At 72.6% G+C, this 20,960-nt stretch carries 18 protein-coding genes and 1 pseudogene; 8 read left to right on the top strand and 11 right to left on the bottom strand.

The genetic code is table 11. The features are described 5' to 3' along the window. Window positions 1-241 precede the first annotated feature (241 nt). The 5 genes from AC1DY2_RS02635 (at window position 242) to AC1DY2_RS02615 (ending at window position 5,740) form a co-directional block, all read left to right on the top strand. Entirely contained in the window at window positions 242-1,174 is a 933-nt protein-coding gene (locus AC1DY2_RS02635; protein WP_476760993.1) for an ABC transporter ATP-binding protein, read from the top strand. Next, window positions 1,171-2,082 carry an ABC transporter permease gene (locus AC1DY2_RS02630; protein WP_476760992.1) on the top strand — a complete coding sequence of 304 codons (912 nt, stop codon included), beginning with the start codon at window positions 1,171-1,173 and terminating at the stop codon, window positions 2,080-2,082. The genes AC1DY2_RS02635 and AC1DY2_RS02630 overlap by 4 nt, the downstream gene beginning before the upstream one ends. Before the next feature lie 81 nt (window positions 2,083-2,163). Next, window positions 2,164-3,414 (top strand): sensor histidine kinase, encoded by a 1,251-nt coding sequence (locus AC1DY2_RS02625; protein ID WP_476760991.1) that lies wholly within the window; start codon window positions 2,164-2,166, stop codon window positions 3,412-3,414. Next, window positions 3,411-4,049, top strand: coding sequence for a response regulator (locus AC1DY2_RS02620; protein WP_476760990.1), 639 nt, complete (start codon window positions 3,411-3,413; stop codon window positions 4,047-4,049). The genes AC1DY2_RS02625 and AC1DY2_RS02620 overlap by 4 nt, the downstream gene beginning before the upstream one ends. 95 nt (window positions 4,050-4,144) lie before the next feature. Next, complete coding sequence (locus tag AC1DY2_RS02615) at window positions 4,145-5,740, top strand: phosphatase PAP2 family protein (RefSeq protein ID WP_476760989.1); 1,596 nt, start codon at window positions 4,145-4,147, stop codon at window positions 5,738-5,740. A 7-nt stretch (window positions 5,741-5,747) separates the two neighbouring features. Here the strand turns inward: AC1DY2_RS02615 and AC1DY2_RS02610 are convergent, their stop codons facing one another. The 5 genes from AC1DY2_RS02610 to AC1DY2_RS02590 form a co-directional block, all read right to left on the bottom strand. Next, window positions 5,748-6,941, bottom strand: a complete 1,194-nt coding sequence (locus tag AC1DY2_RS02610; RefSeq protein WP_476760988.1) for a UDP-N-acetylmuramate dehydrogenase — start codon at window positions 6,939-6,941, stop codon at window positions 5,748-5,750. Between the two features lies 1 nt (window position 6,942). Further along, window positions 6,943-7,371, bottom strand: coding sequence for a MaoC family dehydratase (locus tag AC1DY2_RS02605; RefSeq protein WP_476760987.1), 429 nt, complete (start codon window positions 7,369-7,371; stop codon window positions 6,943-6,945). After that, the gene (locus AC1DY2_RS02600; RefSeq protein WP_309974584.1) at window positions 7,371-7,817 is read right to left on the bottom strand and encodes an FAS1-like dehydratase domain-containing protein; all 447 of its coding nucleotides are present in this window, start codon (window positions 7,815-7,817) and stop codon (window positions 7,371-7,373) included. Before AC1DY2_RS02600 ends, AC1DY2_RS02605 begins: the two co-directional genes overlap by 1 nt. 51 nt (window positions 7,818-7,868) lie before the next feature. Then, window positions 7,869-8,516, bottom strand: a complete 648-nt coding sequence (locus AC1DY2_RS02595; protein WP_476760986.1) for a DUF937 domain-containing protein — start codon at window positions 8,514-8,516, stop codon at window positions 7,869-7,871. A 115-nt stretch (window positions 8,517-8,631) separates the two neighbouring features. Continuing rightward, window positions 8,632-9,246 (bottom strand): TetR/AcrR family transcriptional regulator, encoded by a 615-nt coding sequence (locus tag AC1DY2_RS02590; protein WP_476760985.1) that lies wholly within the window; start codon window positions 9,244-9,246, stop codon window positions 8,632-8,634. 136 nt (window positions 9,247-9,382) lie between these two features. Here AC1DY2_RS02590 and AC1DY2_RS02585 point away from each other — a divergent pair, with 136 nt between their 5' ends. Together AC1DY2_RS02585 and AC1DY2_RS02580 are read left to right on the top strand one after the other, a co-directional pair. Further along, complete coding sequence (locus tag AC1DY2_RS02585) at window positions 9,383-10,708, top strand: MFS transporter (protein WP_476760984.1); 1,326 nt, start codon at window positions 9,383-9,385, stop codon at window positions 10,706-10,708. Next, on the top strand, window positions 10,705-12,357 hold the full coding sequence (locus AC1DY2_RS02580) for an amidohydrolase (RefSeq protein WP_476760983.1): 1,653 nt from the start codon (window positions 10,705-10,707) through the stop codon (window positions 12,355-12,357). Before AC1DY2_RS02585 ends, AC1DY2_RS02580 begins: the two co-directional genes overlap by 4 nt. An 18-nt stretch (window positions 12,358-12,375) precedes the next feature. Here the strand turns inward: AC1DY2_RS02580 and AC1DY2_RS02575 are convergent, their stop codons facing one another. From AC1DY2_RS02575 to gabT, 6 genes are all read right to left on the bottom strand, one after another. Continuing rightward, on the bottom strand, window positions 12,376-13,929 hold the full coding sequence (locus AC1DY2_RS02575; RefSeq protein ID WP_476760982.1) for an APC family permease: 1,554 nt from the start codon (window positions 13,927-13,929) through the stop codon (window positions 12,376-12,378). Window positions 13,930-13,940: 11 nt separating this feature from the next. Beyond that, entirely contained in the window at window positions 13,941-14,870 is a 930-nt protein-coding gene (locus AC1DY2_RS02570; protein WP_476760981.1) for a universal stress protein, read from the bottom strand. After that, entirely contained in the window at window positions 14,867-16,231 is a 1,365-nt protein-coding gene (locus AC1DY2_RS02565; protein ID WP_476760980.1) for a flavin monoamine oxidase family protein, read from the bottom strand. The genes AC1DY2_RS02570 and AC1DY2_RS02565 overlap by 4 nt, the downstream gene beginning before the upstream one ends. An 83-nt stretch (window positions 16,232-16,314) precedes the next feature. Continuing rightward, complete coding sequence (locus AC1DY2_RS02560; RefSeq protein ID WP_476760979.1) at window positions 16,315-17,793, bottom strand: NAD-dependent succinate-semialdehyde dehydrogenase; 1,479 nt, start codon at window positions 17,791-17,793, stop codon at window positions 16,315-16,317. Between the two features lie 47 nt (window positions 17,794-17,840). Further along, window positions 17,841-19,166, bottom strand: a complete 1,326-nt coding sequence (locus AC1DY2_RS02555; RefSeq protein WP_476760978.1) for a Glu/Leu/Phe/Val family dehydrogenase — start codon at window positions 19,164-19,166, stop codon at window positions 17,841-17,843. Beyond that, window positions 19,163-20,521, bottom strand: coding sequence for a 4-aminobutyrate--2-oxoglutarate transaminase (gabT, locus tag AC1DY2_RS02550; RefSeq protein ID WP_476760977.1), 1,359 nt, complete (start codon window positions 20,519-20,521; stop codon window positions 19,163-19,165). The genes AC1DY2_RS02555 and gabT overlap by 4 nt, the downstream gene beginning before the upstream one ends. Before the next feature lie 98 nt (window positions 20,522-20,619). On the opposite strand from gabT, the pseudogene AC1DY2_RS02545 reads away from it, so the two are divergent. Continuing rightward, window positions 20,620-20,960: pseudogene (locus AC1DY2_RS02545) on the top strand (hypothetical protein); the annotation flags it as partial.

Raw genomic sequence — 20,960 nt, 5'->3', positions numbered from 1 at the left:
GGGGTACCACCTGCTGCCCGCCGCGCAGGCCGACCTGCTGCGCCGGAGCGGCCGGCCGTCGGAGGCCGCCGGGCGCTACCGGGCTGCGATCGACCTCGCGCCGACGGCACCCGAGCGCCGGTTCCTCGAGCGCCGCCTCGCGGAGGTCGGCGCGGGGTGAGCGGCATCCACCGATCGGTGGATGCCCGAGTCGACCATCCCACGGCTTCCGGGAGCGGCGCGGACGCGGCAGGCTCTGAGCATGGACACGACAGCGCCCGGACCGGGCACCAACGCCGGCGAGCTGCCCTCGGGCACGGATGTCGCGGTGCGGATCCGCGGGCTCAGGAAGGTGTACGGCGGGGTCGCCGCCGTCGACGGCCTCGACCTCGACATCGCCCGCGGCGAGACGTTCGCCCTGCTCGGGCCGAACGGCGCCGGCAAGTCGACGACCGTGGAGATCCTCGAGGGCTACCGGCTCCGCACGGAGGGCGAGGTGCGGGTGCTCGGCGTGGACCCCGCTCGCGGCGACCTCGACTGGAAGGCGCGGCTCGGCATCGTGCTGCAGTCGGCGACCGAGTCGGGCGTGCACACCGTGCGCGAGCAGCTCACGCACTTTGCCGGCTTCTACCCCGACCCCCGCGACGTCGACGAGGTCATCGCCGCCGTCGGCCTCGAGGCGAAGGCCCGCACCCGGGTCTCACGGCTGTCGGGCGGGCAACGCCGCCGGGTCGACGTGGCGCTCGGCATCATCGGGCGGCCCGAGCTGCTGTTCCTCGACGAGCCGACCACCGGCTTCGATCCCGAGGCCCGCCGCGAGTTCTGGAAGCTCATCCGGTCGATGAAGGCCGAGGGCACCACGATCCTGCTCACCACCCACTACCTCGATGAGGCCGCGCAGCTCGGCGATCGCGCGGGCGTCATCCTCGGCGGACGACTCGTCGACGTCGGCCGGGTCGACGAACTCGGCGGCCCCGAGGCGCGAATTCCCATCGTGCGGTGGCGGGAGCCCGACGGCACGCCCCGCGAGGTGCGCACCGAGCGACCGGCCGAGCTCGTGGCATCCGTCGTCGCCGATCACGGCGGCGAGCCCGACGCACTCGAGGTCATCCGTCCGAGCCTCGAGGACATCTACCTGCGACTGGTGCACGCGGCCGGCGCCGACGCGCACGACGACGAGGAGGCCCTCGCATGAGCGGCACCACGACCACCCCGGCCACCGACGGTCGCTCGCCGGCACACGCGGAGGCCCGCGGCATCCGCTCGCCTCGCACCGATCGCGGCCTGACCAGGCCGGGCCTGCTGCGCCTCGGCACCTCGCGCATCGGCTACGAGACCAGGGGCTACTTCCGATCGCCGGATGCCGTGTTCTTCACGTTCCTCTTCCCGCTGATCATGCTCGGCATCTTCACCGCCGCCTTCAGCGCCTCGGGCGACATCGTGCCCGGTCCGGGGATGGAGGGCATCTCGGTGGGCGCCTATTACCTGCCGGGGATGCTCGCCGCGGGCATGCTGCTCTCGGGGGTGCAGAACCTCGCGGTGGACATCGCCACCGAGAAGAGCGACGGCACCCTGAAGCGGCTCGGGGGCACGCCGCTCTCACCGGTGTCGTACTTCCTCGGCAAGATCGGGCAGGTCTTCGTGACCGCGGTGCTGCAGGCGGGCCTGCTGCTGCTCGTGGCCGGCACCCTGTTCGGCATCGCCCTGCCGACGACGAGCCAGGCGTGGCTCACGTTCGCCTGGGTGTTCGTGCTCGGCGTCGCCACGTCGGCGCTCTGCGGCATCGCCCTCTCGGCGGTTCCGCGCAGCGGCAAGAGCGCCACGGCGGTCGTGATCCCCATCGTGCTCGTGCTGCAGTTCATCTCCGGGGTGTACCTGCAGTTCTCGCAACTGCCCGAGTGGATGCAGAACATCGCGAGCATCTTCCCGCTGAAGTGGATGGCGCAGGGCATGCGCGCGGTGTTCCTCCCCGAGGACTTCGAGACCCTCGAGCAGCACGGTTCCTGGGACCTGGGCTGGGTCGCCGTCGCCCTCCTCGCCTGGCTCGTCATCGGGCTCGTGGTCAGCCGGCTCACGTTCCGGTGGATCCGGCGCGACGCGTGAGGCCGGCGGCGCGACGCGTGAGGCCGGTCGGCCGTCGGACGGCACCTGCCGTCGGACGGGCACTCGTGAGAGGGTGACCTCATGTTCACCGTGCGATGGTGGGACCTCGCCGCGATCGTCGTGGCGAGCGTCACGGTGGTGCTGTCGCTCATCGACCCGCCCTACGGCGCGCCCGACTACGGCACCTGGGCGACGGTCGCCGCGTTCCTCGTCGTCTGGTTCGCGTACGCCCGCCGATTCGTGGAGGGCGCCACCCTCGGCCACCACCTCGCCATCGCGTTCCTGTTCGCCTGCATCATCGCAGTGGGCACGGCGTTCGAGCCGTCGTTCGCGATCCTCCAGGCGTTCGTCTACCCGTTCGTCTGGGTCACCGCGCCGGGCCTCAAGAGCGCCCTGGCGGCGAACATCATGGTGGCCGTCGGCATCGTCGTCGGCTACACCGTGCACGGTGGCCCGACCGGGATCATCACGGGCTTCGGCGTGGCGATCCTGTCGGTCGGCTTCAGCATCGCCCTGGGGCTCTGGATCACCCGGATCGCGGAGGTCGGCGCCGAGCGGGCGCGGCTCTTCGACGAACTGCAGGCCGCCCAGGGCCAGCTCGCCGCCATGCACCGAGACGCCGGCGTCACCGACGAGCGGGCACGACTCGCACGCGAGATCCACGACACCATCGCGCAGAGCCTCACCGGCCTCGTGATGGTGGCGCAGCGGGCAGGCAACCGCCTCGAGCCGGTCGAGGGCGAGCCTGCGGCATCCGTGCGCGGCGACATCGACCTCATGGAGCAGATGGCCCGCGAGGCGCTCACGGAGGCGCGGGGGCTCGTGGCGTCGCTCACGCCCGTCGGCACCGACGCCGGCCTCGCCGATGCGCTGGTGCGGCTGGCGACGTCCTTCCAGCGCGAGACCGGCGTGGTCGTCACGGTGACGGCGGATGCCGCGGGGCTCGACCGCGAGCTGGAGGTGGTGCTGCTCCGCTCCGCCCAGGAGGCGCTCGCGAACGTGCGCAAGCACGCGGGAGCCCGGCACGCCGCGATCTCCGTGGTCGCCGACGGCGAGGACGTCGTGCTGACGGTGACCGACGACGGCACCGGCCCGGGCGACGCGCAGCCGGGCGAGCGAGGCTTCGGGCTTGCCGGCATCCGCGACCGCGCCGCGCTGGTCGGTGGGTCGTTCGAGTTCGGCCCCGGCGCGGGCGGGGGCGCGCGCCTGCGTGTCGTCGTGCCGCGGTCCTCCCCCGCCCAGACGGAGCCGACGACGCGGCTGAACCCGACGACCCGCCCCAACCCGACGACCCGCCCGAACCCGACCACGCCCATGGGAGGCGCCGCATGAGCAGGCCCATCCGCATCGTCGTCGCCGACGACCACCCCATCGTGCGCGCCGGCATCGTGGGACTGCTCGAGCAGGCGCAGGGCATCGAGGTCGTCGGCGAGGCGGCCGACGGATCGGAAGCCGTCGAGCTCGCGGCATCCGAGCGCCCCGATCTCGTGCTCATGGACCTGCGCATGCCCGGCGTCGACGGGGCGAGTGCGACGGCGAGCATCGTCGCGGCGGGCGACGGCACGCGCGTGCTCGTGCTCACCACGTACGAGACCGACGATCACATCCTCGCCGCGATCGAGGCCGGGGCGAGCGGCTACCTGCTCAAGGCGGCGCCGCAGGCGGAGATCCTCGCCGGGATCCGGGCCGTGGCCGCCGGCGAGACCGTGCTCGCCCCGTCGATCGCCGCGAAGCTCGTGTCCCGGGTGCGCGCCGACGCGGCATCCGCTGCCCCGCCCGCGCTCTCGCCGCGGGAGCTGCAGGTGCTGACCCTCGTCGCCGACGGGTGCTCGAACCCCGAGATCGCGCGCGAGCTGTACATCGGCGAGGCCACGGTGAAGACGCACCTGCTGCACGCGTTCGAGAAGCTCGGCGTGAACGACCGCACCCGGGCGGTCACCCGCGCGATGGAGCTCGGCCTGCTCTGAGCGCCGCGCCGCCACGTCGCACCGCGCGCGTACCGGGTTCCACCCCGCCGCGCAACGGCATGACGCGTGCGACCCCTCGCCCTACGCTGAGCGGCGTGACAGCTCCAAGCGTCCGCGTGGCGATCAAGCGCACCCGCATCCTCCCGAAATGGGTCAGGCGAGCGGATGCCGCGGCCGGCCGCGCCGTGAACCGGCGCCACACCCATCCGAACGTCGACCGCTTCTGGACGCAGCTCACGAGCTTCGCCGACAAGGGCGTGCTGTGGTGGACCCTCGCGGGCGTGCTCGCCGTCACCGGCCGACGGCGCGCCGCCGTGCGCGGGCTGCTCTCGCTGCTCGGCGCCAGCGCCCTCACGAACCTCATCGCCAAGGAGGTGTTCGGCGGCGACCGGCCGGTGCTCGCCGACGTGCCCATCGGCCGTCGCCTGCCGAAGCATCCGGCCACGCCGTCGTTCCCGTCGGGCCATTCGGCGAGCGCCGCGGCGTTCGCGGCCGGCGTCGCCCTCGAACGACCGGCGATCGGCGCGGCCATCGCCCCTGTCGCGCTCGGCGTCGGCTACTCGCGGCTGCACACCGGGGCGCACTGGCTCTCGGACGTGGTGGGCGGCCTYGCCATCGGGGTGGGCATCGCGGGGGTCGGCGCGCTCCTGGTACCGCCTCGCCCGGATGGGCCCGAGCCCGAGGGCTCGACCGGCGAGGACTGCGAGCTCCCGGCCTCGCCCGACGGCGAGGGCGTCTTCCTCGTCGTGAATCGCTCGTCGGGAACGAGCGTCGTGCGCGCCGACCCGCTGCGCGTGATCCGCGACCGCCTCCCCGCCGCCGAGGTGCACGAGCTCGCCGACGGCGAGTCGCCCCGCGACGCCGTCCGGGAGGCACTCGCCCGGCGGCATCCGCCCCGCATCCTCGGTGCGTGCGGCGGCGACGGCACGGTCTCGGCCGTCGCCCACGAGGCCGTCGGCGCCGAACTGCCCATGCTCGTCGTGCCCGGCGGCACCTTCAACCACTTCGCGCGGGCCGCGGGGGCGGCATCCGTCGACCTGGCCGTCGACGCCCTGCAACGCGGCGAAGGCGTGCGAGCGGATGTCGCCGAGCTCCGGTTCGGCGACGAGGAGCCGGTGACGGTGCTGAACACGGCGTCGGTGGGCGTCTACCCCGACTTCGTGACCGTGCGCGAGCAGCTGCAGGACCGATGGGGCAAGTGGCCGGYCGCCATGATCGCGGCGGTTCGGGTGCTTCGGCACGCCTCGCCCGTGACGGTCGTCGTGAACGGCCGGCGCGCACGCGTGTGGACGTTGTTCGTCGGCGTCGACGACAACGACCCTGGCACGGTCGCGCCGCTGCAACGACGCCGGCTCGACGGGGGCGTGCTCGACGTGCGGATCCTGCACGCAGGGTCACGCGTGGGCGCCGCCGCTTCGCTCGCGTTCGGTCGTCGCACGAGCGCCGTGTTCCGTCGCCTGCGCCTGCTCCCCAGCCGCATCKAGGCGTACCCGACCGAGTCGCTTGACGTGGTCGTGCGGCCGCGCGAGGGGCAGCCGCCGGGGTTCGCCCACGACGGCGAGGTCGCGATCGCGGCGCCCGCGGAGGCCGCCGCGGCCTACGCCGCGCCCGGCTACCTCACGACCGTGCGGGTCATCCCCGAGGCGCTCGAGGTCTACCGCCCTGCGGGCGATCGCGCCTCCCAGCCCTGAGGCGAGGTCAGAGCTCGAGGCCGACGAGCACCGGCTCGGGGTGCAGCACGATGCCGAACTCCGCCTGCACCCGGCTCTGCACGAACCGGGCGAGCTGGGCGACCTCCTCGGCCGACGCCCCGCCGCGGTTCGTCAGGGCGAGCGTGTGCTTCGACGACACCGCCGCGCGCGATCCGGGCAGCGCGAACCCGCGACGGATGCCCGACCGCTCGATGAGCCACGCGGCCGAGAGCTTCACGAGCGGCTCGGCCGGTGCGGCATCCGTCATCGTGCCGACCGCCTCGAGCGACGCCTGGTGGGCGAGGAACTGGTCGAGCGGGGACTCCTCGGCGACGCCGCCCGCGAGGGGCGTGACCTCATCGGCCGCCTCCTMCTCGAGGTACCACCGCGGCGCGTCGCCCGGCAGGGTGCGCGCGACGCGCTCGGTGACGATCGGGTTCGTGAAGAACGAGCCGGCGCTGACCGAGTCGGGGTCGGTGGCGTCGAGCACCATGCCCTTCGACGCACGCAGGCCCAGCACGGTCTCGCGGACCCGGGCGATCGGCACCCGGTCGCCGAGGTTCACGTGCAGGGCGTCGGCGAGCTGCGCATACGCGATCGGCTGCCCGAGCGCCTCGCCGAGCACGGCGCGCTCCGCCGCGGTGTCGTGCAGGTCGAACTCGGCCGAGACCACGATGCCGTGCAGGCCGCGCTTCAGCACCGACGTGCGGTAGCCGAGCTCGAGCTCCGCCGCCGTCATGCGGTGCGGGCGCTCGGCGCCCTCCTCGAGGAACTCGATCGCGACGAGCGTGGACTCCAGCTCCTGGCCGTACGCCCCGATGTTCTGCACGGGCGCCGCCCCCACCGAGCCCGGGATGCCCGAGAGCGCCTCGAACCCCGAGTACCCCTGTTCGACCGTCCTGGCGACGAGGTCGTCCCACGTCTCGCCGGCCTGCACGCGCAGGCGCACGGATGCCGCGTCCTCGGCGCGCGCGAACACCTCGATGCCCTTCGTCACGACCCGGATCACGGTGCCGTCGAAGCCCTCGTCGCCGACGAGGAGGTTGGAGCCGCCGCCGAGCACCAGCCACGGCTCGCGCTCCGACCACGCCTCGACCGCGAGGTCGACGAGGTCGCGCTGCGTCGCGGCCGTCACGAGGTTCGCGGCCGGTCCGCCGACCTGCAGCGTGGTGAGCTCGGAGAACGGGATGTCGTGCGCCATGTCAGCCGAGGGAGACCCGGGCCTGCGCCTTGCCGAGCACCGTCTCGTCGCCGACCTTCACCGTGAGGTCGATGCGGGCCACGCTGGCCTCGGCGTCGAGCTGGCCGACCTTGGCCACGACGGACACGACGGCGCCGAGCTGCGGGTCGACGACGACGGGGCGGGTGAACCGCACCTGGTAGTCGACGACACGGCCGGGATCGCCGGCCCAGTCGACGACCGGCTGCACGGCGAAGCCCATCGTGAGCATGCCGTGCGCGAGCACGCCCGGCAGCCCGACCTCGCGGGCGACGTCGTCGCGGTAGTGGATCGCGTTGAAGTCGCCCGACGCGCCGGCGTAGCGCACCAGCGAGTCGCGGGTGAGGGCGAACGAGTGCTCGGCGACGATGTCGCCGACGGAGAGGCCGTCGAAGGCGGGACCGGCGGCCATCACTCGTCCCCTCGCACGACGAGGGTGGAGATCGCGGTCACGACGTGGGCGCCCGTGGCATCCGTGATCGACGACTCGGCCGTGACCATGGAGTGCGGGCCGAGCGTCTTCACGCTCGACACCGTGAGCGTCGCCGTGAGCAGGTCGCCCGCCACGATCGGACGAGTCGACGTGAATCGCTGGTCGCCGTGCACGACCCGCGTGAAGTCGATGCCCGCGTCGGGCTCGGCGAGCAGCTGGGCGAGCGTGTGCTCCTGCACGACCACGGCGAACGTGGGCGGTGCGACCACGTCGTCGTAGCCGGCGGCCCGCGCCGCCTCGGGGTCGAGGTTGATCGCATTGGTCGCGAAGACGGCGCGCGCGAACTCGCGCACCTTCTCACGCCCGACGAGATAGGGCTCGGTGGACGGGAAGACCCGCCCCTGCAGCTCGGGGTTCACTGGCACCCCGCCAGTCTATGCGGGGGTCCGTGAGGGCCTGACGGCCGCCGTTGTTCGTCAGCGCTTGCCGCCGCCCAGCAGGCCGCCCAGCAGGTCGCCGAGACCGCCGCCCGAGCCGCCGGAGCCCGAGCCGCCCGATCCGCTGCCGCCACCGAGGAGTCCGCCGAGCACGTCGCCCAGTCCGCCGCCGCCGGCGCCCGACCCGGAGCCGCCGGAGCCGCCGCCACCGAGCAGCCCGCCCAGCACGTCGCCGATACCGCCGCCCGACGACTCGCCCGCGGCATCCGACGAATCGGACTTCTTCGAGAACTGCTTCGCCAGGAATGCGAGCACGATGGGCGCGAGGATCGGCAGCAGCTTGCCGATGAGGTCGCCGGTGCCGCCGCCCTTCGACTCCTTGGCGTCGAGCGCCCGCACGACCTGGTCGGTGTTGGTGCCGAACACGTTGTGCACGATCTTCTTCCCGTCGTCCTCGTCGACGTCGGCGAGGTTCACGCCGCCCTCGACGAGGGCCGGATCGTGCGACTTCACCGCCTTCTCGAGCGAGGCGGCACCGGCCGGGTCGGTCGCGTTCGCCCCCATGCCGGCGAGCAGGGCCGGAAGGGCATCGTCGACGGCCTTCCTCGCGGTCGCCTCATCGACGCCCAGCTTCGCGGCGATGTCGCCGATCGGCAGGCCGGCCTTGATCTCGTCGAGCGACGCCATGCTGATCCCCGTTCCTGCGTCCGCCGTCGGACGCTCCCGATTCACGCTAGCCCCGCGGATGCCGCGGCGGAAGGGCGTGCGGCCGGCTCCGTTCGCGGGTCGAGCTCAGTCGAGCTCAGTCGAGCTCGGTGCGGGCGAGGCGCAGGCGCAGGCCGTCGAGCAGCATCTCGAGGCCCGACTCGAACGCGCGATCGCTGCGCTGCGCTCCGCGCGGCGAGGAGCCGACGAGCCGGCCGAGGGTCGTCGTCGGCGTCTCGGGCCGCCAGATCTCGTCGGGCGACGCGAGGTCGAGGCCGAAGCCGATCGAGAAGGCGTCGAGGATCGCGACGACCTCGAGCACGTCGTCGTCGGGGAATCCCGCGCCCGCCAGCGCGCGGGCGAGCAGGTCGTAGCTMGCGATGACGGTCGGGTCGGTGATGGTCTTGCCCACGATGAGCGGGATGAGGAACGGATGCTCGGCGTACATGCGGCGCTCGGCGCGGAGCATCTCCTCGACGACGACGTCCCATGTGCCGTCGATGGCGAGGGGCATGTACTGCTCGCCGAGGCGGCCGCGCATGAGCTCGATGATCTCGTCGCGTCCGCTGACGTGGTTGTAGAGCGACGACGGCGTGACGCCGAGCCGCCGCGCGATGGCGTTGACGCCGAAGGGCGAACCCGCGTCGACGAGTTCCATGGCGGCATCCGCGATGCGTTCGGTCGACAGCAGCGGGGTCCTCGGCCTGGGCATCGGCGCCTCCTTCGTCCACGTCAGCCTACGGGTCGGGAAATTGCCTCTTCCCGAATCGGCCTCACCTCTGCATAATAAACGAACACTATTCGTTTGCCTCGTGCACACCGCCGTGCCGACACCCCGGAGGTCCCCTGTGTCCCACCCCCWCCCGTCCGTCCGCGTCCCGTTGCGGCTGCCCACCGCGATCGCCACCTTCGGGATCGGCATCGCCGGCTACCTCGGCGTGAACCTGTCGCCCTACATGATCTCCGCGCTGCAGTCGGCCCTCGGCGCCGACGTGCTCACCGCCAGCTGGATCGTGACCGGCGCGCTGCTGCTCACGGCGATCGCCGGACTCGCGACCGCGAAGCTCTCCGCCGGACGCCGTCGGCGGCTCGTCGCCCGCGTCGGCCTGGCCCTCTCCGTGGTCGGGTTCGGCGCGGCCGCGCTCCTCCCGGCGCCGGGCGTCGTCGTGGCCGGCCTGCTCATCGGCGGCCTCGGCGCCGGCGGCGCGGTGTCGTCGTCGGGCGCGGCCATCGCGGCGTTCCTCAACCCCGACCGCGTCGCGGGCATCAACGGCCTGGCCAACCGGGCCGTCGTCACCGTCATCCTCGCCGTCGTACCGCTCGTCGGGCTCGCGCCGATCAACGTGTTCGGCACGCTCGCCCTGTTCGCCCTCATCGTGCTCTTCACCTCGGCGTGGCTGCCCGCGGCGCCCGCGGTCGACCACGTCGCGGCGACGGTGGCGTCGGATGACGCGCCGCACGCGGCATCCGGCCCGCACGCGGCATCCGGAGCACCCGCCGTTCGCCGGCCCCGCCGCACCGAGACCATCGCGGGCTTCGTGCTGCTGATCACGTTCGCGCTGTGGGCCGCCAGCGAGGACTCGCTCTGGGCGATGGCCGGCGTCATGGGCGCCGAGCAGGCCGCGCTCACGCCCGAGGGACTCGGCCTCGCCCTCAGCGGCGCTACGGCCGGTGGCCTCGTCGGCGCGGTGCTGCTCATGATCGTCGGCGACCGGCTCGGCCGCGCGGTGCCGCTCGCGATCCTCCTCGTGGCCGGCGGCATCCTGAAGATCGTCGAGGGCTTCGTGGCCGACCCGACCTCGTTCATCGTGGTGTTCATCGTGTGGAACACCGTCTACGCGATCGCGTTCATGTACTTCGTCGCCACGTCGGCCGGCCTCGACGCCGACGGCCGCTGGTCGGGCCCGCTGCTCGCCGTCTACCTCGTCGGGTCGAGCCTCACGCCCGTGATCGGCGCCGCCCTCGTCCAGGCGTTCGGCTACCAGGGCTTCACCGTGGTGCTCGGCATTGCGAGCTTCGTGCTGGCCGTGCCCGCGTTCCTCGTCGCCCGCATCTCCAGCCGCCTGCAGCGCACCGAGGAAGCGGCGGCGGCAGACGCGGCCGGGGCCGCCGCCGGGCCTGACGCCGCCCCCGCATCCGCTACCACCACCACGACCGAGGAGGTCTCCGCATGAGCCGCACCATCCACCTGAACGGCCGCATCTTCACCGCCGACGAGCCGGCCTGGGCCGAGGCGATGGTCGTCGACGGCGGACGCATCGCGTACGTCGGCTCCGACGACGGGGCACGCGCCGCAGGCGGGTCGGATGCCGCGACGGTCGACCTCGGCGGCCGCGTCGTGCTCCCCGGCTTCATCGACGCGCACACGCACCTCGTCATGATGGGCGAGGCGCTCGGCAAGGTCGGCCTCACCGACGCACGCACCCTCGCCGAGATCCAGGAGCGGCTGCGCGCCGCCCGCGCCGTGGACCCCTCCGCGCCGCGGCTCCTCGGTCGCGGCTGGCTCTTCGACTCCGTGCCGGGCGGCACGCCGACCGCCGCGATGCTCGACGCCGTCATCGACGACGTGCCCGTGTACCTCGACGCGAACGACTACCACTCGGTGTGGGTGAACACGGCCGCGCTGCGCGAGCTCGGCATCGACCGGGACACTCCCGACCCCATCGGCGGACGCATCGGACGAGACGCAGCGGGCGAGCCCGACGGCATGCTGTTGGAGACGGCGGCGCAGCAGCATGTATGGACCCTGCTCGCCGACGTCGCTACCGACGCCGACCGCGACGCGGCCGTCGAGCGCACCATCGCCGCCTACCTCGCGACGGGCGTCACGGGCGTGGTCGACATGGCGTTCGACGAGCTCGGCCTCGCCGCGTTCGGCCGCGCGGCCGCGCGTCGCGGCGGCACCCTGCCCATCCGGGTGCTCGCGCACTGGTTCATCGCCAACACCGGCGACGAGGCCGAGAACCTCGCACAGGTCGCCCGCGCGGTCGAGCTCGCCGGCGAGCACCGCCCGTGGCTCAGGGTGGTGGGCATCAAGCTCGTGCTCGACGGCGTGATCGACGCGTGCACGGCCGCGATGCGGCATCCGTACGCCGACGGCTCGAACGCCGAGCCCATCTGGCCGCTCGAGGCGCTGAAGCCCGTCGTGGCCGCCGCCGACGCCGCCGGCCTGCAGATCGCGCTGCACGCCATCGGCGACCTGGCCAGCGACGTCGCGCTCGACGCCCTCGAGCACGCCAATGCCGTGAACGGCGAGCGCCCGCGCCGCCACCGCATCGAGCACCTCGAGTACRCCGCCCCCGAGACGGCGGCCCGCATGGCCGCGCTCGGGGTCACCGCCTCGATGCAGCCGGTACACGCCGACCCCGCGATCTGGTCGAACTGGGCCGCGATGCTCGGCGACGAGCGTGCCGACCGCGGGTTCGCCTGGACGGAGTTCCGCGACGCGGGCGCCCTGCTGGCCTTCTCGACGGATGCCCCGACCGCGCCGCACGAGGCCCTGCCCAACCTCTACATCGCCACGACGCGCCGGTCGGCGCTGGACGGGTCGTTCCCGGCGAACCACCCGGAGTACGCGCTGCCGCTCGAGGAGGCCATCGCTCATGCCACGCGCGACGCCGCGGCGAGCTGCCTCGAGGAGCACGAGCGCGGGCGCATCGCGGTCGGCCTCGCCGCGGACTTCGCGGTGGTCGACCGCGACCCGTTCACCGAGGGCGCCGACGTGCTGCTCGAGGCGCGCGTCGTGCGAACGGTGGTKGCGGGGCAGCCGGTGCACGAGGCATCCGGCGCGGTCGAGGAGGAGCCCGAGGCATCCGTCGCCTGAAGCCTGCTCAGCCGGGGGTCAGTCGGCGGACGCCCGGGAGAGCACCTCGCCGCGGAAGAAGGCGGGCCGCTTCCACGCCTGCCAGAGCATGACCGCGACGCCCGAGAGCAGCACGACCATGCCCAGCACGAACACGAGGCCCACGCCGAACACGTTCGAGCCGCTGCCGTACTCGGGGTTCATGCTGTCGATGAGCGTCGTGAAGAAGAGGGTCGCCAGGATGACGCCGCCGATGAGCGGGAACAGCAGCGTGAAGAAGACGTTCCGCACCGACCGCCACCACACCCTGCGGAAGAACCACACGCACGCGAACGCCGTGATGCCGTAGTAGAAGCAGATCATCATGCCGAGCGCCGTGATCGTGTCCCACAGCACGTCCTCGCTGAGGAAGCGCATGACCGCGTAGAAGGCCGCGGCCACCACGGCCGAGACGATCGTCGCGTAGCCCGGGGTGAAGAACCGCGGGCTCACCGACGCGAACTTCTCGGGCAGCGCGCCGTAGTGGCCCATCGCGAGCAGCGTGCGCGCGGGCGACACGAACGTCGACTGCAGGCTCGACGCCGAGCTGGTGAGCACGGCGAGCGAGACGAGCACGGCGAGCGGGCCGAGGATCGGCCCGGCGAGGTGGAAGAAGGCGTTGTCCTGGATGTCGGGGTTGCCCAGCCCGTACTCGCCGGTGCCGACGCCCGCGTAGGCGATGAGCGCCACCGCGATGAGCAGGTAGAGCACGACGATCGTGACGACGGTGATGGTCGCCGCACGGCCCGGGGTCTTGTGCGACCCGCGCGTCTCCTCGTTCATCGTGAGCGTGACGTCCCAGCCCCAGAAGATGAAGATCGACAGCGAGAGGCCCGCCGCGAMCGACGAGAACGACTCGACCGCGAACGGGTTGAACCAGCTCAGGTCGATGGCCGTGGCGTCGAAGGCGTTCCCGTTCCCGACCTCGATGAGGGCCGCCACGGCGAACAGCACGAGCACGACGACCTGGAAGCCGACGAGCCAGTACTGCAGCTTCTGCGTCGTCTGCATGTCCCGGTACGACACCCACGTGGCACCGAGCACGAACAGCAGGCACACCCCGACGTTGATGAACGGGTTCGTCGCGAGGCCGGCGATCTCGGGATTGCCCGCGACCTGCGAGATGAGCAGGAAGAGGAAGTCGACGGCGATGCCCGCGAGGTTCGAGAGCACGAGGATCGTCGCCGCCACGAGGCCCCAGCCGGCCATCCAGCCGATCCACGGGCCGAACGCACGCGTCGCCCACGTGAACGAGGTCCCCGAGTCGGGCATCCGCGTGTTGAGCTCCCGGTAGCCGAAGGCCACGAGCAGCATCGGGATGAACCCGACGAGGATGATCGCCGGCACCTGCACGCCGACCTCCGACACCGTCGGGCCGAGGGCCGCGGTGAGGGTGTAGGCCGGGGCAATGCACGAGATGCCGATCACGATCGCGCCGATGAGGCCGACCGACCCGGCCGACAGGCCCTTCCTCGAGATGCCCTGCGTGGAGCCGTCGACGGCGGCGGTCGCCTCCGTGAGGGGTGCGGCGGGCGGTTGGGCGTGGTGCGTCATGGCGATCTCTCTCAGGAGGTGGTCGTGCGCGGGACCACGATCATGGGCACCGGCAGTTCGCGCAGCATCTTCGCCGCGGTCGATCCGAGGAACAGGTGGTGGGGCCGCGCGAGGCGGCTCGACGCGACGAGCACGATCTCGCCGTCCTGCCAGTCGAGCGACCGAACCGCCTCCTCGACGGTGGCGGCGGTGGTCGCGCTCGCCGTGGCGTCGAGCGTGCGCGGCAGCTCGCGACGTGCCGCGGCGAGCACCTCGTCGGCGTGCACGGTGCTCGTGAGCTCGGCGAGGCCCTCGTCCATGCCCGCCGGCAGGTCGACGGAGACGAGCGACACGAGCCGCAGCGGCGCGTGCACGGCGGTCRCGAGGGCGACGGATGCTTCGAGCAGCGCGTCGGCGCCGGGCCGCGTGCCGATCGCCGCCGTCACCCGGGTCACGCCGACCGGCACGGGGATCTCGCGGGAGCCCGACGGCGCCAGGGCCACCGGCACGTCGGACGAGTGCAGCAGCTCGTTCGCGACCGAGCCGATGCGCGACCGGCCGAACAGCCCGCCCCGGGCGGCGCCCACGACGATGAGGTTCGCGCCGAACTCGTGCGCCGCGGCGATGAGGCCCTCGGCGAACGACTCGGCGTAGCGGATGTGCAGCAGCTGGGCGACGTCGTCATCCTCGTCGTCATCGAGCGACTCGGATGCCTCGGCGAGCCACTCCCGCGACTGCTCCTTGAGGTACCGCTCGTATCCGGGATCGGTCGGCACGGTGCTCGAACGCGCCTCGCTGGGCAGCACCATCACGATGTCGAGCAGCGCTTCGCTCGCGCGGGCGAGCCGGGTCGCGAGGGCGAGCGCGTCGGCGCCCGAGTCGTTCGCGGTGTAGCCGACGACGATGCGGCGGGCAGCGGCATCCGCGGTGCCGCCCGTCGCGGCATCCGTCACCGCAGTCACGACGCGGCGAGGATCTCGGCTGCGACCTCCCGGCCGACGCGGATGGCGCCGTCGACGTGCTGGTAGCCCTTGCCCGCCATGTCGGAGCACGAGAAGTGGATGGGGCCCACCGGCGTGCGCAGGTCGGCGCCGTAGCGCGCGAGGCCGCCCATGTCGAAGCTCGCGGCGTACGCGCCGCGCGTCCACTCCTCGGAGCCCCAGTCGCTCTCGTAGTAGACGACCGGGTGCTTGGCCCGCTCGCCGTAGTAGTGCGAGAGCGATTCGAGGATGCGCTCCTTGCGCTCCTCGGCGCTCAGCGAGAAGACGCCGTCGGCCTCCTCGTCGGCGACGAAGCCGACCAGGGTGCCGCGGGGGTCCTCGTGGTTCGTGTTGTCGTAGGCCTCGTGCACGAGCTCGTACGGGCTGAAGGCGGTGCCCGAGAGACCCTGCTCCCGCCAGAACGGCGTCTCGTAGACGGCGTGCACCTTGATGACGAAGCCCATCGAGAGGTGCTGGTGCAGCTGCTGCTGCCGGCGGGGCAGCGGCGGCTCGTACGAGATGCGGCTGATGAGGATGGGCGGCACGGCCAGCACGACGTGCTTGGCGTGCACCTCGAGGTCGTCGGTCACGGCCACGACGCCCCGCTCGGGAGCTTCCGGGTGCCAGCGCAGCGTGCGCACCGCCTGGCCGAGGCGCACGGCACCGCCGAGCCGCTCCGCGAGCAGCAGTGGCACCTGCTGCAGGCCGCCGACGACGCGGCGGTCGAGGATGAAGTCGGCGTCGACGAGGTTCGAGAACGAGCCCGCGGAGGCCGCCATGAGCAGTGCCTGCAACGCCGAGAACGCGTGTGCGGGCTTGGTGAGCATGGCGCCGGCGATGAACATGCCGATGTTCTCGCGCGCCTCGAGGTCGTCGGTCTGCGTCTCGAGCCAGCGCGAGAACGAGATCTCGTCCAGGTCCTTCGCCTGCGGGTGCTCCCACGGACGGTCGGGGTCGATCTCGGCGACGAGCGCGTCGAGCTTCTCGATGAGGGTGAGGATCTCCTGCTCGGTCGCCGGCGGCACCGGGAAGATCTCGCCCTCGAACCGCTTCTGCTCGCCGTCGGGGCCGATGTAGATGTTCACGCCCTCGCGGTAGCGCGGGTACGTCTCGAGGCCGAGGTCGTCGAGGGTCTCGATGAGCGCGTCCTGGTCGGGCGAGACCCACTGGCCGCCGATCTCGAGCATCGCGCCGTCGATGTCGTCGGTCCAGAGCCGCCCGCCCGCACGGTCGCGCGCCTCGAGGACGACGACCGTGCGGCCGGCCTCCTTCAGTCGGGTGGCAGCGGTGAGGCCGGATGCCCCGGCGCCCACGATGACGACGTCGCAGTCGATGCGTTCCATGGTTCCTGTCTGACTTTCCTGGGGTGCGTGCTCGGTGAGGCGAGCGGATGCCGCGGCGCGCGGCCGCGGCATCCGCTCGCTGCTCAGCTCACCGGGATGAGCGTGTACTTCGTGTCGAGGTACTCGTGGATGCCCTCGAGGCCGCCCTCGCGGCCGATGCCCGACTGCTTGACGCCGCCGAACGGCGCGGCCGCGTTCGAGACGAGGCCCGTGTTCAGGCCCATCATGCCGGTGGCCATGCGCTCGATGAGACGGTGGCCCCGTGCGAGGTCCTGCGTGAACACGTACGAGACGAGCCCGTACTCGGTGCCGTTCGCCAGGCGCACCGCTTCGTCCTCGTCGGTGAACGTGGTGATGCCGAGCACCGGACCGAAAATCTCCTCGCTGAGCAGGCGGCTGCCCGCGGCCACGCCGGCGAGCACGGTCGGGGCGTAGAACGTGCCGTCGCCGTCGATTCGCGTGCCGCCCGTGAGCACGGTCGCGCCCTTCGAGACGGCGTCCTGCACGAGCTCGTCGGTGGAGTCCACGGCCTTCTCGTCGATCAGGGGGCCGATGTTGACGCCGTCCTCGGTGCCGCGGCCGACCTTCATGGCCTTGACCCGGTCGGCGACCCGCTTCGCGAACTCGTCGGCGACCGACTCGTGCACGATGAATCGGTTCGCGGCGGTGCACGCCTGCCCGATGTTGCGGAACTTGGCGATCATCGCGCCGTCGACCGCCTTGTCGAGGTCGGCGTCCTCGAAGATGACGAACGGCGCGTTGCCGCCGAGCTCCATCGACGTGCGGAGGATGCCCTGCGCGGCCTGCTGCATGAGCGTGCGGCCCACCTCGGTCGAGCCCGTGAACGAGAGCTTGCGCAGGCGCGGGTCGGCGATGATCAGGGCGGACACCTTCGACGACGTCGACGTGGGCACCACGTTCACGACGCCCTTCGGCAGGCCGACCTCCTCGAGCAGCTGCACGAACGCGATGGTCGTGAGCGGCGTGAGCGCCGGCGGCTTGATGACCACCGTGCAGCCCGCGGCGAGCGCGGGGGCGATCTTGCGGGTCGCCATCGCCAGCGGGAAGTTCCACGGGGTGATGAAGAACGACGGGCCGACGGGACGCTGCGACACGATCATGCGACCGGTGCCCTCGGGGTTGAGCCCGTAGCGGCCCGAGATGCGCACGGCCTCCTCGCTGAACCAGCGGAGGAACTCGCCGCCGTAGGCGACCTCGCCGCGCGCCTCGGCGAGCGGCTTGCCCATCTCGAGCGTCATGAGGAGGGCGAAGTCCTCCTTGCGCTCCTGGAGCAGGTCGAACGCCCGGCGGAGCAGCTCCCCGCGCTCCCGGGGCGCAGTCGCGGCCCACGCGTCCTGCGCGGCCACGGCGGCGTCGAGCGCGCGGATGCCGTCGGCCGGCGAGGCATCCGCGATCTCCTTGATCGTCTCGCCCGTCGACGGGTCGGAGACGGCGAGGGTCTTGCCGCCCTCGGCGTCGACCCACTCGCCGCCGATGAACAGGCGGTCGGCGACCCGGTCGAGGACCGTGGTCTCGGCGGTGTGCTGCATGGTGTCGGTCATTGGTGCGATCCGTTTCGTGTCGGTCGGCCGGTTGGGATGGTGCCCGATCAGGGGTAGAGGCCGCGGAGGCGGTGCGCCTCGGCGACGCGCTCGACGGCGAGCGCGGTGGCGGCGGTGCGGAGCGAGAGGTCGCGCGCCTCGGCATAGCCGAGCACGTGCTGCCAGGCGCTGAGCATCCGCTCCTCCAGTCTGGACTCGACCTCGTCGGCGCGCCACCAGTAGGCCTGGTTCGCCTGCACCCACTCGAAGTACGAGACGATCACGCCGCCGGCGTTGGCGAGGATGTCGGGCACGACGAGGATGCCGCGCTCGCGGAGGATGCGGTCGGCCGCCGGGGTCGTGGGGCCATTGGCGCCCTCGACGATCACGCGGGCGAGCACGTCGCCGGCGTTGCCGTCGTGCAGCACGCCCTCGACGGCGGCGGGCACGAGCAGGTCGACGTCCTGGGTGAGCAGGTCGGCGCCGTCGAGCGCGTCGCCGCCGGCGAAGCCGACGACCGAGCCCGTCGCCCGGACGTGCTCGGAGAGCGCCTCGATGTCGAGCCCGCCCGTGTTGAGGATGGCGCCGTACTGGTCGCTGACCGCGGTGACCCGCACGCCGGCCTCGGACAGGAAGCGCGCGGCATCCGCACCCACCTTGCCGAAGCCCTGCACGGCCGCCGTCGAGCGGGCCGGGTCGAGCCCGACGTGACGGAGCGCCGCGAGCGCGATGTGCGTGACGCCGCGGCTGGTCGCACTGGCCCGGCCCTGCGAGCCGCCGAGCGCGATGGGCTTGCCGGTCACGATGCCGGGCACCGTGTAGCCGCTGTTCACCGAGTAGGTGTCCATGATCCAGGCCATGGTCTGCTCGTCGGTGCCGATGTCGGGCGCCGGGATGTCGCGCTCGGGGCCGATGATCGGCAGGATCTCGCTCGTGTAGCGGCGGGTCACGCGCTCGAGCTCGGCCATGGAGTGCTCGCGGGGGTCGATCGCGAGTCCGCCCTTCGCGCCGCCGTAGGGCACATCGAGCAGGGCGCACTTCCAGGTCATCCACATGGCGAGCGCCCGCACCTCGTCGAGGTTCACGTTCGGCGCGTAGCGCAGGCCGCCCTTGGCCGGGCCGCGCGAGAAGTTGTGCTGCACGCGGTGGCCGATGTAGAGCCGGCTCTCACCCGAGTCGAGTCGCAGCGGCACGGCGACCGTGAGCTCACGGCGCGGGGTGGCGAGCATCTGGTGCAGGCCGTTCTCGTAGCCGAGCAGCCCGATCGCCTCGGCGAGCTGGGCCCGCGCGTCGGTGAGCGGGGTCGCGACGTGGTCGACGGTGTGCGCCGAGCCGGGCGCCGCCGCGGCATCCGTTGCGGTCGACATCGTCGTCGCCGCGAGCAGGTCGGTCATGCGTTCTTCAGTCCTTCCGCGACGACCGAGAGGCCGTCGATGAGCAGTTCGTCGGAGATGGTGAGCGGGGGCAGGAAGCGGATGACGTTGCCGTACGTGCCGCAGGTGAGCAGCACGACGCCGTTCGCGTGCGCGTACTTGGCGATCGCGGTGGTGAGCGCCGCGTCGGGCGCGCCGGTGGCGGGGTCGACGAGCTCGATCGCGACCATGGCGCCGCGGCCGCGGACGTCGCCGATGCGGGGGTCGGCGGTGCGCAGGGCGTTGAGGCGGCCGAAGAGCACGGCGCCGATCTCGCGGGCGCGCTCGATGAGGCCGTCCTGCTCGTACGTCTCGATGGTGGCCAGTGCGGYGGCGCAGGCGATCGGGCTGCCGGCGTAGGTGCCGCCGAGGCCGCCGGCCATCGCGGWGTCCATGATCTCGGCACGCCCGGTGACGGCCGAGAGCGGCAGGCCGCCGGCGATGCCCTTCGCCGCGACGACGAGGTCGGGCACGATGCCCTCGTGCTCGCTCGCGAACCAGGCGCCAGTGCGGGCGAAGCCGGTCTGCACCTCGTCGGCGATGAAGACGACGTCGTTCGCGCGGCACCACTCGACGAGCGCGGGGAGGAAGCCCTGCGCGGGCACGATGAAGCCGCCCTCGCCTTGGATGGGCTCGATGATGATCGCGGCGAGGTTCTCGGCGCCGACCTGCTTCTCGATGACCGAGATCGCGCGGGCCGCGGCTTCGGCGCCGGTGAGGCCGCCGTCGCGGAACGGGTAGCTGAGCGGCGCGCGGTAGACCTCGGAGGCGAACGGGCCGAACCCGCTCTTGTACGGGATGTTCTTCGCAGTGAGGCCCATGGTGAGGTTCGTGCGGCCGTGGTAGGCGTGGTCGAACGCGACGACGGCCTGCTTCTTGGTGTAGTGGCGCGCGATCTTCACGGCGTTCTCGACCGCCTCGGCGCCCGAGTTGAAGAGCGCCGAGCGCTTGGCATGGTCACCGGGGGTGAGGGCGTTGAGCTTCTCGGCGACGGCGACGTAGCCCTCGTAGGGCGCCACGGTGAAGCACGTGTGCGTGAAGGCATTGAGCTGGGCGGTCACGGCCTCGACCACGCGGGGGTGGGCGTTGCCGACGCCGGTGACGGCGATGCCCGAGCCGAGGTCGATCAGCGAGTTGCCGTCGGCGTCGACGATGACGCCGCCGCCCGCGGCGACGACCGAGACGGGCACGGTGTGGCCCACGCCGGCGGCAACGGCCTCGGCCTTGCGGGCGAGCAGCTCCTGCGAGCGCGGGCCCGGGATGGCGGTGACGAGGCGGCGCTCCTGCGCGAGCGTCGGTCCTCCGGTGACGGTGGCCGTGGTGTCGACGAGGGTCATGGTCTGCTCCGATGCAAGTGACGACGGTGGCGGATGCCCGCAATGCTAGGTCGGCGTCGACGGATGCCGCAGCGCCCGCGTGTACACTCAGGTGCATCTTGTTGGACATCGCGTACAGGCGCCGCGTCGCGGCATCCGTCGCTCGAATCCCCCGCGGAGCACCAGTGCAGCCGACCGTGCAGACCCTGCTCGACCGATCCGAGCTCGCCCTCACGCTGCTCACTCCGGCGGGCGACCTGCCGGCCGGTGCGCTCGACGCCCCGGTGCTGTGGGCGCACACGTCCGACCTCGTCGATCCCACCCCGTTCCTCGACGCCGGGCACATGCTGCTCACGACCGGCACGCAGTTCGAGGCGGGCGGCGGCGGCGCGGGCGCCGTCGACGCGGGCGGCGCCGGCGGCGTCGGGCAGGCCGACTTCGCCGAGGCGTACGTGCGGCG

This window comes from Agromyces sp. P1_H4 (assembly GCF_056405255.1).
Note: the sequence above shows the minus strand (reverse complement) of the source record. Positions and strands in the feature narration are given on the sequence as shown.